We start from the raw sequence: 12,028 nt of genomic DNA on the forward strand, positions 1-12,028 counted from the left end.
GCCGTGCAAGGTCTGCACGCTCAGGCGCCCCCGCTTCACGCCGGCTGGCCGGCGCGCAGGGCCCAATGGCCGCCCCGCCGTTACCGGGAGTCTCCCATGGCCCAGCACAAGCCACTGGACCAGCAGGTCATCGTCGTCACCGGTGCCTCCAGCGGCATCGGCCTTTGCACCGCCCTGGCGGCGGCCGAACAGGGCGCGCGCGTGGTCCTGGCGGCGCGCAGCCTGGACGTGCTGGAGGAGGCCGTCGCCACCATCGTCGCCGCCGGCGGCCAGGCGCTGGCGGCGCAGTGCGACGTGTCCAGGCGCGCGGACGTGGACGCGGTGGCGCGGCTGGCGCACCAGCGCTTCGGCGGCATCGACACCTGGGTGAACAATGCCGGGGTCTCGATCTACGGGCGGCTGGAGGAAGTCGGCGAGGCCGACAGCCGCCGCCTGTTCGACGTGAACTTCTGGGGCGTGGTCAACGGCTCGCTGGCCGCGCTGCCGTTCCTGCGCGCCAGCGGCGGCGTGCTGGTGAACCTGGGCAGCGAGGTGTCGGACGCGGTGGTGGCGCTGCAGGGCATGTATTCGGCGTCCAAGCACGCGGTGAAGGGCTTTACCGATGCGCTGCGGGTGGAGGAGGAGCACGTGGGCGACAGCCCGGTCTCGATCGTGCTGGTGCAGCCGACCGCCACCGATACCCCGTTCCCCCAGCACGCGCGCAACTACATGGACCGCGAGCCCAAGCTGCCGACGCCGCTGATCGATCCGTCGCGGGTGGCCGCGGCCATCCTGCACGCGGCCAGCCATGGCGGCCGCGCGACCCAGGTCGGCGCGATGTCGAAGTTCAACTCGCTGGCCAGCCGCCTGGCACCGGCGCTGGCCGACCGCATGGCCGCGCGCCAGGCCGACCGCCAGCAGCTGGACGCGCCGCCGCGCGATCCGCGCGGTACCCTGGACCACCCCGGCCATGGCGGCCGCATCCACGGGGGCGCGGCATGAGCGCGCAAATGCCGCCCGGCCTCGCCGCGTCCGCCGGCGGCGACTGCCCTTGCTGCCGCAGCGTGGACGTGGTCCCGCCGCTGCGCGCGCCGCTGGCGATCCGCGCACGCGGCGAGGACGGTTACGCCCGCTGGTTTGCCGGCACCTTCGATGGGCGCTGCTGGTGGTCACCGGAACTGCCGGCCGGCGGAGGCCACTGGGCGGTGGTCGGCTGGCGCGCGCTGGAAGGGCACGCGCCGGAACGCATGCCACCGTGCCAGCGCAGTTCGCGCCACGGGCCGCGCCTGTTCCGCGGCAGCGGCGGCGCGCTGCACGCACCACCACCTTCCGCCCGCGCCCCGCAGCCTGCCGCGCTGCGGGGGGCCTGGGGCGCCTACACCACCACCGCGCCGCCGGAGATGGTCAGCAACGCGCCGGAGGTGTAGCTGGCCTTGTCGCTGGCCAGCATCACGTAGGCCGAGGCCAGTTCCGCCGGCTGCCCCGGCCGCCCGAACGGCGTCTGGTCACCGAAGGTCTCGACCTCCTCCTCCGACATGCCGGCGGGGATGAAAGGCGTCCAGATCGGGCCAGGCAGCACCGCATTCACGCGCACGCCGCGGTCGGCCAGCAGGCCGGCCAGGCCGACGGTGAGGTTGGCCACCGCGCCCTTGGTGGCGGCGTAGGGCAGGATGTTGGGCTTGGGCTTCTTCGAGTTGACCGAGGCGGTGTTGATCACGCAGCCGCCGCCCTCCAGCATCGGCAGGCTCAGCCGCACCAGGTTGAACACCGCGTGCACGTTGGTTTCGAAGGTGCGGCGCCACTCGTCCAGGGTGATCTCGTCGAAGCTCTCGAAGTAGCGCTGGTAGGCGGCGTTGTTGACCAGTACGTCCAGGCCGCCGAATTCCTTGCGGACCCGTTCGATGAGGTCGGCCGCCTGGTGCGCGTCGCTGATGTCGCATTCCACCAGCAGGGCGCGGCGGCCTGCGGCCACGATCTGCTCCTGCACGTGCTGCGCATCGTCGCGCTCGCCGGGGAGGAAGGCGATGGCCACGTCCGCGCCCTCGCGCGCGTAGGCGATCGCCACCGCGGCGCCGATGCCGCTGTCGCCGCCGGTGACCAGGGCGCGCTTGCCTTCCAGCTGGCCGCTGCCGACGTAGCTGTCCTCGCCATGGTCCGGGCGCGGCTCCATGCGCGAGGTCTTGCCGGGGAAGGACTGCTGCTGGCGCTTGAACGGCGGCTTCGGGTAATCGGGCAGGGCCATGGCGGTGCTCCGTGGTCGGGGGGAACCGCCAGTGTGTGTGCAGGCCGGTAAAGGCCGTGCGCGCCCGCCGTTGTCGCGGCGTGATGCGTCAGTGGTATCCGGCGTCGGCGCCGACCTTGCCGCGGAACACGCGGTAGGACCAGGCGGTGTAGCCCAGCACCAGCGGCAGCAACACGACCAGCCCGACCAGGGCGAAGACCTGCGACGAGGGCGGCGCGGCCGCCTGCCACAGGGTGTAGGTCGGCGGAACGAGGTACGGCCACATGCCCAGCACCAGGCCGACGAAGGCCAGCGCGAACAGCAGCAGCGACAGCAGGAACGGCCGCGAATCGGGGCCGCCGCGTCCGGTCGTGCGCCACAGCAGCACCGACACGACCAGGGCGCACAGCGGCACCGGCGACAGCCACCAGAAGTTGCCGCTCTCGAACCAGCGCGCCATCACCCGCGAGCTGAGGAAGGGCAGCCAGGTGCTGACCAGGCCCAGCGCGGCGATCACCACGCCGGCCAGCATCCGGGTCAGCCCACAGGCCAGGGTGCGCACCGGGCCTTCGGTCTTGAGGATCAGCCAGCTGCCGCCCAGCAGTGCATAGCCGGCGGCCAGCGCCAGCCCGGTGAGCATGGTGAAGGGACTGAACCAGCCGAACGCGCCGCCCACGTAGCGACCGTCCTCCACCGCCAGGCCCTGGACGATGGCGCCGAGGATCACGCCCTGCGCCACCGCCGCCAGCAGCGATCCGGCGAAGAACGCACCGCCCCAGACCCAGCGCGAGCGCCGCGCCTTGAAGCGGAACTCGAAGGCCACGCCGCGGAACACCAGCGCCATCACCATCACCAGCACCGGCAGGTACAGCGAGGACAGCACCAGCGCGTACACCGCCGGGAACGCCGCGAGCAGGCCGACGCCGCCCAGCACCAGCCAGGTCTCGTTGCCGTCCCAGATGGGCGCGGCGGTGTTCATCATCAGGTCCAGTTCCTGCGGATTGCGCGCGAACGGGGCGAGGATGCCCAGGCCCAGGACGAAGCCGTCCAGCACCACGTACATCAGGATCCCGAAGCAGATCACCACGAACCAGGCGACCGGCAGCCATTGCTCCATGCTCATTGGTCTTCTCCGGGAATGCCGGCCGCGGAGATCGGCCGTGCCGGGGTGCGCTCGCCGCCTTCCAGGTCCGGGCCGTCGCGGTCGGGCACCGGGCCGCGGCGCACCAGCCGGGCGAGGTACCAGACCCCGAAGCCGAACACGAAGGCATAGCCGACGACGTAGGTGGCAAGCGAAGCCAGGACCATGCCGGCGCTCTGCTCGCCCACCGCATCGGCGGTGCGCATCAGCCCGTGTACCACCCAGGGCTGGCGCCCGATCTCGGTGACGAACCAGCCGGCGACCAGGGCGATGAAGCCCGCCGGCAGCATCAGGTTCCAGGCGCCCAGCAGCAGCCGGCTGCGCAGCAGCGTGCCGCGCCACCAGGCGAAGGCCGAGGCCCAGGCCAGCAGCAGCATCAGTACGCCGATGCCGACCATGATCCGGAAGGCATAGAACACCGGCGCCACCGGCGGCCGCTCCTCCGGCGGCACCGAGGTCAGCGGCGGGATGTCGCCGTCCCATTCATGGGTCAGGATCAGGCTGCCCAGGCGTGGGATGGCGATGGCGTGGCGGTTGGTCTCCGCCTCCTGGTCGGGCACGGCGAACACGGTCAGCGGTACCCCGGCGCCGGGTTCGGCCGGATGCCAGTGGCCCTCCATCGCCGCGACCTTGATCGGCTGGTGCTCCAGGGTGTTGAGGCCGTGCATGTCGCCGGCCAGGATCTGCAGCGGCACGGTGATCGCGGCGAAGGCCACCGCCGCGTGCAGCATGCGCCGCGCCTCGTCGGCCTGGATGCCGCGGCGCAGGAGCCAGGCCGACACGCCGCCGATCACGAAGCAGCTGGTGATGAACGCCGCGAGGGTCATGTGCACCAGGCGGTAGGGGAAGGAGGGATTGAAGATGATCGCCAGCCAGTCCGCCGGCTCGACGATGCCACCGGCCAGCGCGTAACCGGCCGGCGTATGCATCCAGCTGTTGGCGCTGAGGATCCAGAACGCCGAGAACAGCGTGCCCACCGCGACCATGCAGGTGGCCAGGAAGTGCAGCTTCTCCGACACCCGCCCCCAGCCGAACAGCATCACGCCCAGGAAGCTGGCCTCCAGGAAGAAGGCGGTCATCACCTCGTAGCTCAGCAGCGGGCCCAGGATGCCGCCGCCGACCCGGCTCAGCTCCGGCCAGTTGGCGCCGAACTGGAAGGTCATGACGATGCCGCTGACCACGCCCATGCCGAAGGAGATGGCGAAGATCCGCATCCAGAAGAAGTAGATCCGCCGCCAGGCCGCATCGTGGGTACGCAGCCAGCGCCACTCCACGAAGGAAAGCCACCACGCCAGGCCGATGGTGAAGGCCGGGAACAGCACGTGGAAGGAGATGACGAACGCGAACTGGATGCGCGACAGCAGCAGGGCGTCCATGGCTAGGCCTCGCGGCGCACGGTCGCGGGTGCCCGGCGCAGGGCATCCACGGCGGGGGGATGGCGGCTCGCGGCGTTCATCGATGCTCCGGAGGGCGCATGCGCGGCGGTGGAGCGGAGTGTGCGCAGCGGCCCGTGGACGGCGCGTCACCGCGCCGTGACGGATCCTCCGGTGCGTGGTGCTTGCCGGGACCATCACGCCGGCGCCCGCATCATCCGGGGCTGGCCGCGGCCGTTACGTGGCACCTGCAGGCCGCCCCGGCTGCCCTCCAACGCGAGCGCGACTGCTCCATGAGCCAACCCGACGGCGACGATCTGCTGCTGCACGAGCTGCGCAACCGGCTCAACCTGCTGGGATTCGCGCTGCACGCATATCGGCGCGAGCGCGACCCGGAGCACCTGGACGCGCTGGAGGCGGCCTACGAGGCCGTGGTCGCCGCGGTGGAGCGGCTGGACGCGGAGCGCCGGGAAGGGCGGCAGGAGCGCGGGCCCGCGCCCCTGCCCGGTCCCTAGGGGCTCAGAACCACGCGCGCACGCCCGCAACCCAACGGGTGTCGCGGGCGCCGCCATGCTCCGCGCGCTGGTACCGGCCGGTGTCGCCAAAGGCGCGCTCGTGCACCAGGCCGAGGTAGGGCGCCAAGCGCGGGGTGAGGTTCCAGCGCAGGCGCAACCCCGCCTCGGCGCTGGACAGCCCGGAGCCGATGCCGCGGAGCGGATCGTCGCGGCCGCGCAGTTCCACCTCCAGCCGCGGCTGCAGGACCAGGTAGCGGCTCAGCGGCAGTTCGTAACCGAGTTCGGCACGCAGCGCGGTGTGGCCGCCGCTGGCCAGATAGGCAGTGGCCGCGACCTCGATCTTGTACGGGACCAGGCCCTGCACGCCCAGCGCCGCCCAGGTGCGGCCGTCGCCCGGCGCGAAGTCCCGGCGCACCCCGGCCAGCAGGTCCCACCACGGCGCGATGCCGCGCCCGTACAGCAGCTCCAGCTCCGCGGCACGGGTGCGCGACCGTTCGCGCTCGCCCTCGCTGCGCAGCCACAGGCGCTGCACGTCGCCGCCGATCCAGGCCTGCGCCTCCCAGGCCTGGCCGCTGCCGCCGCTGGCATCCCAGGCTTCCAGCCGGTCGATCCGCAGCAGGCCGTTGCGGCCTGCGTCGTGCGCGTGGCCATGGCGCAGGGACGGGAATGCGGCGGCGCGGTCGGCATCGGTCACGGCCGGGATCGGCTCGCGCGGGAGGCTGGCGTCCGCTGCGGGCATGCCAGGTCCATGGGTGTGCGCGTGCATGGCATGCGCCGCCGCGGACTGGCCGGCCGGCGCGTGGCCGGCGTGTCCGTCGTGGCCCGGTGCCGGAGCGTGCTCCGCATGGCCTGTGCCGGCATGCTCCCCGTGCGCGTCGCTGGAAGGCTGCGGTGCGGACGGCGATGGCGCGGTGGATGCGTGCCGGTGGTGGCCGGCGTGGTCTTCAGCGGCGGGCGCCTGCGCCGGGGCATGGCCTGCATGCGCAGCGTGGCGTTCCGGCTCCGTGGAGGGATGGTGCCGGGCATGCGCCGCATGTCCGGGTGGTTCCTGCGCGGACGCCATGCCGGGCAGCAGCGCCAGCAGTGCCGGAAGCAGGCGGGTCGGGAGCAGGCGGCTCATGCGGCTTCCTCCACGCGCACCTCGCGCATCATCCCGGCCTCCATGTGGTAGAGCAGGTGGCAGTGGAAGGCCCAGCGGCCCAGCGCGTCGGCACGCACGCGGTAGCTGCGGCGGGTGCCGGGCGGCATGTCCACGGTGTGCTTGCGCACCTGGAAGCGGCCCTGCGCGTCTTCCAGGTCGCTCCACATCCCGTGCAGGTGGATGGGGTGGTGCATCATCGTGTCGTTGACCAGCACGATGCGCACGCGCTCGCCGTAGTTCAGGCGCAGCGGTTCGGCCGAGGCGAAGGGCACGCCGTTGAACGACCAGGCGAACTTCTCCATGTGCCCGGTCAGGTGCAGCTCGACCTCGCGGCCCGGCTCGCGTCCATCCGGATCCTCGAACAGGCTACGCAGGTCGGCATAGGCCAGCACCCGGCGGCCGTTGCCGCGCAGGCCGATGCCCGGATCGTCCAGGCGCGGGCCGGTGGGCGAGGCCTGCATGTCCACCAGCGGATTGCCGGCTTCAGTGGGCGGGTGGACGACGCCGCGTGGCGTGGCCGGAGCATGGCCGCCATGCCCGTCGTGGCCCGCGTGCGCCTGCGCCGCTTGGTGCCCGGCGTGCGCCTGGCCGGTGGTGTCGTGGTGCCCGGTCCGGTGCCTGCCCTGTCCGCCATGGGCCATGTCGCCCATGGCCAGCAGCGGACGCGGATCCACCGCCGGCACCGGCGCCGCCAGGCCGTGGCGCACCGCCAGCGTGCCGCGGGCGAAGCCGGTGCGGCCCAGGTCCTGGGCGAAGATCGTGTACGCGTCCTGGCCAGTGGGCTCGACGATCACGTCGTAGGTTTCGGCCGCGGCAATGCGCAGTTCGTCCACGCTCACCGGGTGCACGTACTGGCCGTCGGCGGCGACCACGGTCATCTTCAGGCCCGGGATGCGCACGTCGAAGTGGGTCATCGCGCCGGCGTTGACCAGGCGCAGTAGCACCCTCTCGCCCGGGCGGAACAGCCCGGTCCAGTTGCCCGCCGGCGGTTGCCCGTTGAGCAGGTAGGTATAGGTGTTGCCGTTGACGTCGGACAGGTCGCTGGGCGTCATCCGCATGCGCCCCCACATGCCGCGCTCGGCGAGGGTGGCGCGCAGGCCGTCGCGGCGCACGTCGCGCAGGAAGTCGGTGGCGGTGCGCCGGTAGAGGTTGTCGTACCCGGGCGCCTTCTTCAGCCGGCGGAACAGCGCGTCCGGGGCCAGGTCGGTCCAGTCCGAGAACAGCAGCACGTGCTCGCGGTCGTAGCGGTACGGCGGCGGCTGCAGGGGATCGACGATGATCGGCCCGTACAGCCCGGCCTGCTCCTGGAACAGCGAATGGCTGTGGTACCAGTAGGTGCCGGACTGCTTCAGGGTGAAGCGGTACAGCCAGGTCTCGCCCGGCGCGATGCCGTCGAAGCTCATGCCCGGCACGCCGTCCATGTTGGCCGGCAGCAGGATGCCGTGCCAGTGGATCGAGCTGGGGACGTTGGGCAGGCGGTTGTGCACGCGCACGCTGACCGTGTCGCCCTCGCGCCAGCGCAGCAGCGGCGCCGGCACCTGGCCGTTGACCGCCACCGCCGGGCGCGGGCGGCCGGTGATGTCGAGCAGGGTCTGGCCGATGGCCAGGTCGAAGTCGTGGCCGCTGAGCACGGCCGGGGTCATGGCCAGCGCGTTGCCGCGCAGCAGGCCGCTGCCGGCCACGCCGGCCAGGGCCAGGCCCTGGACGAAGCGGCGGCGCGCCGGCGAAGCCGGCAGGAAGGAAGCATCCCGGGACGGGGACATGGCGAAGATCCGCTGGGGGCGCCGTGGGGCGCACGCGAAGGAAGCGCGACGCAGGGGCGTCGCACCGGTGGCTTGCGCGTGGCTTCAGGCGATGGGAGGTCGTCGCGGTGGCACGGGTACCCGACCGGGATCGCCGCATTCCGGAGCAGCCGGCGGCGCGGCGGCGGTGGATTTGCCGATGGCACAGGCCGGTGGCGCGGGGGCCAGGCACAGGAGCAGCAGCAGCGCGGACAGGCGGGGCAGGAAACCGGTCATGGTCGGGTCGGTGCGGACGCGGCCACGGTAAGCCAGCACCGGGGCCACGGCAACCACGGCGCCGCCGGTCAGGCGCCGGCGCGCGCCGCGGCCGGCACCTGTGCCGCCAGCCAGGCGCGCAGCGAGGCCGGCTTCACCGGCTTGGTCAGCAGCCGGTAGCCGCGCAGCCGCGCCTGGCGCTTGAGCTCGTCGCGGCCGTCGGCGGTCAGCAGCGCGCCGGGGATGGCGCCGCCGGCCGCGCGCAGTGCGTCCAGCGCGTCCAGGCCGTCCATGCGGTCGTGCAGGTGGTAGTCCACCAGCATCGCCTGCGGCGCGCTGTCGGCCATCCGCTCCAGCGCCTCGTCCACCGTCGCCGCGGGGATGGCGACGGCCTGCCAGCGCGCCAGCAGGATGCGCATGCCGTCGAGGATCTCGCGGTCGTTGTCCACGCACAGCACGCGCAGGCCGGCCAGCGAGCCGTCGCCGGGCAATACCGCCATCGGCGCCGGCGCGGGCGCCGCCGCCGGTTGCGCGCTGCGCGGCACGGCGATGGAGAACATGCTGCCGCGGCCGACCTTGCTGCGCGCGTCCAGTTCGTGGTCGAGCAGGCGCGAGATGCGCTGGCAGATCGACAGGCCCAGGCCCAGGCCGCGCTCGCCCCAGTCGAACGGCTGCTGGTAACGCTGGAATTCCTCGTAGATCTGGCGCATGTGCTGCGGCGGGATGCCCGGGCCGGTGTCCCACACCTGCAGGTACACGGCCTCGCCGCGCACGCGCATGCCCAGCACGATCCGGCCCTGACGGGTGTAGCGCAGGGCGTTGGCGATGAAGTTCTGCAGCACCCGGCGCAGCAGGCGGCGGTCGCTGCGCACCGCGCAGGCGCGCGCGTGCACGCGCAGGTCCAGGCTGCGCCCGGCGGCGATCGGCGCGTACTGCGCCGCCAGCTCGCGCAGCAGCTCGCCGGCGTCGAAGGTGGAGATCTCCGCCTGCAGTGCGCCGGTGTCCAGGCGCGAGACGTCCAGCAGGCCGTCCAGCAGCTCCTCGGCCGCGCGCAGCGAGGCATCCACGCGCTCGGCCAGGTGGCGCTGCTCGACGTCGGCCGGGGCGCTGTCGCGCAGCGCCGAGGCGAACAGGCGCGCGGCGTTGAGCGGCTGCAGCACGTCGTGGCTGATCGCCGCCAGGAAGCGGGTGCGCGACTGCTGCGCCTCCTCGGCCTCGCGGGTGCGCTCGGCCACGCGCTGCTCGAGGGTCTCGTTGGCCTCGCGAAGCGCCTGCTCGGCGTGCTTGTAGGCGGTGATGTCGTTGTAGCTGGTGACGTAGCCGCCGCCGGGCAGCGCCTGGCCGCGCATTTCGATCACGGTGCCGTCGGCGCGCACGCGCTCGAACACGTGCGGGGTGCCGGCGCGCATGTGCTCGATGCGCTTGCGGATGTGCTGCTCGATGTCCCCCTCGCCCAGCTCGCCGCGCTCGGCGTTGTAGCGGATCAGGTCGGCCACCGGGCGGCCGACGTAGAGCATGCCGGCCGGGTAGCCGAACATCTGCTGGTAGCGGCGGTTCCAGGCCACCAGGCGCATGTCCGGGTCGACCACGCTGACCCCGGCGCTGATGTTCTCCAGGGTGGTGGAGAGGATCTGGCGGTTGAAGCGCAGTTCCTGGCCGGCCTCGTCCAGCAGCGCCATCACCTCGTCCAGGTGCATGCCCGAGCCGCGCAGCACCGAGGTCAGCACCAGGCGCGCGGAGGCGGCGCCGATCGATGCCGCCAGCAGGCGCTCGGTGAACTGGATCCAGGCGCGGTCGGCGGCGCTGGCCGGCTGCAGCTCGCCGCCCAGCTCGGCCGCCTGCTCGACGAAGGCGCGGTGGGCGTGGCGCTCGCCGACGATGCGCTTGGCCAGGGCCAGCAGGTCGCCGACGCTGACGTTGCCCGACCACTCGCTGCGCGACAGCGTCTGCCGCTCGGCGTACGGGTCCAGGAACGGGGCGATGCGCAGGCGCTCGTCCACGCTGGGCCGCCAGCGCGCCGAGACCACCATCATCACCCCGGCGTTGAGCAGCAGCGACCAGAACGTGCCGTGGGTCAGCGGATCCCAGCCACTGAGCCCGAACAGCTGCTGCGGGCGCAGCCAGTACAGGCCGAACGGGCCGGTCTCCATCCACTGCCCGTCGAACAGCCCGGAGCGGCTGAGCGCCGGCAGCAGCAAGGTGTACACCCAGGTGGCGAAGCCGGCGAGCAGGCCGAACTCCACGCCGCGGCGGCTGGCGCCGCGCCAGTACAGGCCGCCGATCAGGCCCGGGGCGAACTGCGCCACCGCCGCGAACGCCATCACGCCGTAGGCGGCCAGCGCGGTGTCGCCGCCGATCCAGCGGTAGTAGGCGTACGCGCACAGCGACAGCAGCAGGATCGCAAGGCGGCGCACCCACAGCACCAGCGAGGCGACGTCGGCGGCGGCGTGGCGCTCGCCCCAGCCGCGGCGCAGCAGCACCGGCATCACCAGGTCGTTGGAGACCATCGTCGCCAGGGCGATGCTGGCCACGATCACCATGCCGGTGGCGGCGGAGAATCCGCCGACGTAGGCGGCCAGCGCCAGCGCGCTGCTGCCTTCGGCCAGCGGCAGCGCCAGCACGAAGGTGTCGCTGGCCACCCGCGGGTTGCCGCCGAACAGGGACACGCCGGCGGTGGCGATCGGCACCACCATCAGCGTCACCACCAGCAGGTAGCCGCCGAACATCCAGCGCGAGCGGCGGATGTCGGCCACGTCGCCGCATTCGACCACCGCCACCTGGAACTGGCGCGGCAGGCAGACGATGGCAAGGAAGCTCAGCAGGGTCTGGGCGACGAAGCCCATCGGCGGGGCCTGGGTGAACAGGTCGCGCGCGGCCTGGGTCACCCGCATCTCGTTGCCGCGCAGCCAGGCCCAGGCGAACACGCCCACCGCCACCAGCGCCACCAGCTTGACCAGCGACTCCAGCGAGATCGCCAGCATCATGCCGTGGTGGTGCTCGGTGGCGTCGACCTGGCGGGTGCCGAACAGGGCGGCGAACAGCGCCATCAGCAGGGCCACGTACAGCGCCGGGTCGGCGGCGACCGCGGCCTGTTCCACGTGCTGGCCCGACAGCACCGCCAGGCTCATGGCCACGGCTTTGTACTGCAGGGCGACGTAGGGAATGATGCCGACCAGGGCGATCACCGCCACCAGCGCCGCCAGCCGCCGCGAGCGGCCGTAGCGGGCGGACATGAAGTCGGCGATGGAGACCACGTTCTGGCTGCGCGCGATCAGCGCCAGGCGCTCGATGATGCGCCAGCCGAACAGCATCAGCAGGATCGGGCCGAGGTAGATCGGCAGGTAGCCGAGGCCGTTGCGCACCGCGCTGCCGACGGCGCCGTAGAAGGTCCACGAGGAGCAGTAGACCGCCAGCGCGAGGCTGTACACCGCCGGACGCAGCCACGGGCGGTCTGGGTACATCGGCCGGCGGTCGCCCCACCATGCCACCGTGAACAGCAGCGCGGCGTAGCCGACCGAGACCAGCAGCAGGATCCAGCTCGAGACCAACCCGATCGCCTCCCCTCACCCGGCCCGCGAGTGTACTGCGGCGCATGGTGCGGCGCTTGCCTCGGGCCCGGGTTGCGCGCAATCTGACAACGCTGTCACGTGCCCACGGCGCC

General features: G+C 72.7%; 9 protein-coding genes. 3 read left to right on the forward strand and 6 right to left on the reverse strand.

Going from position 1 to position 12,028, the window contains the following annotated elements:
* Positions 1-96: 96 nt before the first annotated feature.
* Together EIM48_RS10375 and EIM48_RS10380 are read left to right on the forward strand one after the other, a co-directional pair.
* A complete protein-coding gene (locus EIM48_RS10375; RefSeq protein ID WP_125111605.1) occupies positions 97-981 on the forward strand; it encodes an SDR family oxidoreductase in 885 nt (294 codons plus the stop codon).
* Between the two features lie 8 nt (positions 982-989).
* Entirely contained in the window at positions 990-1,406 is a 417-nt protein-coding gene (locus EIM48_RS10380; protein ID WP_037034834.1) for a hypothetical protein, read from the forward strand.
* Here the strand turns inward: EIM48_RS10380 and EIM48_RS10385 are convergent.
* The 3 genes from EIM48_RS10385 to EIM48_RS10395 all read right to left on the reverse strand — a co-directional run bounded on the left by EIM48_RS10385 (position 1,355) and on the right by EIM48_RS10395 (position 4,717).
* Positions 1,355-2,221 carry a glucose 1-dehydrogenase gene (locus EIM48_RS10385; protein ID WP_019397327.1) on the reverse strand — a complete coding sequence of 289 codons (867 nt, stop codon included), beginning with the start codon at positions 2,219-2,221 and terminating at the stop codon, positions 1,355-1,357. The two genes, EIM48_RS10380 and EIM48_RS10385, sit on opposite strands and share 52 nt — an antisense overlap.
* Positions 2,222-2,309: 88 nt before the next feature.
* Complete coding sequence (gene cydB, locus EIM48_RS10390; protein ID WP_125077163.1) at positions 2,310-3,323, reverse strand: cytochrome d ubiquinol oxidase subunit II; 1,014 nt, start codon at positions 3,321-3,323, stop codon at positions 2,310-2,312.
* Positions 3,320-4,717: a cytochrome ubiquinol oxidase subunit I gene (locus EIM48_RS10395; protein WP_028915223.1), complete on the reverse strand. Its 1,398-nt coding sequence runs from the start codon at positions 4,715-4,717 to the stop codon at positions 3,320-3,322. Before EIM48_RS10395 ends, cydB begins: the two co-directional genes overlap by 4 nt.
* 290 nt (positions 4,718-5,007) lie before the next feature.
* On the opposite strand from EIM48_RS10395, the gene EIM48_RS10400 reads away from it, so the two are divergent.
* Positions 5,008-5,229, forward strand: a complete 222-nt coding sequence (locus EIM48_RS10400) for a hypothetical protein (protein ID WP_028915222.1) — start codon at positions 5,008-5,010, stop codon at positions 5,227-5,229.
* 4 nt (positions 5,230-5,233) lie between these two features.
* On the opposite strand, the gene EIM48_RS10405 is transcribed toward EIM48_RS10400, so the two are convergent.
* From EIM48_RS10405 to EIM48_RS10415, 3 genes are all read right to left on the reverse strand, one after another.
* Positions 5,234-5,968, reverse strand: a complete 735-nt coding sequence (locus tag EIM48_RS10405) for a copper resistance protein B (RefSeq protein WP_233581676.1) — start codon at positions 5,966-5,968, stop codon at positions 5,234-5,236.
* Positions 5,969-6,345: 377 nt separating this feature from the next.
* Positions 6,346-8,133, reverse strand: a complete 1,788-nt coding sequence (locus tag EIM48_RS10410; protein WP_125111607.1) for a copper resistance system multicopper oxidase — start codon at positions 8,131-8,133, stop codon at positions 6,346-6,348.
* Positions 8,134-8,456: 323 nt separating this feature from the next.
* Complete coding sequence (locus tag EIM48_RS10415; protein ID WP_125111608.1) at positions 8,457-11,915, reverse strand: PAS domain-containing hybrid sensor histidine kinase/response regulator; 3,459 nt, start codon at positions 11,913-11,915, stop codon at positions 8,457-8,459.
* Positions 11,916-12,028: the final 113 nt, after the last annotated feature.

This window comes from Pseudoxanthomonas sp. SGNA-20 (assembly GCF_003931635.1).
Classification (GTDB): Bacteria; Pseudomonadota; Gammaproteobacteria; order Xanthomonadales; family Xanthomonadaceae; genus Pseudoxanthomonas.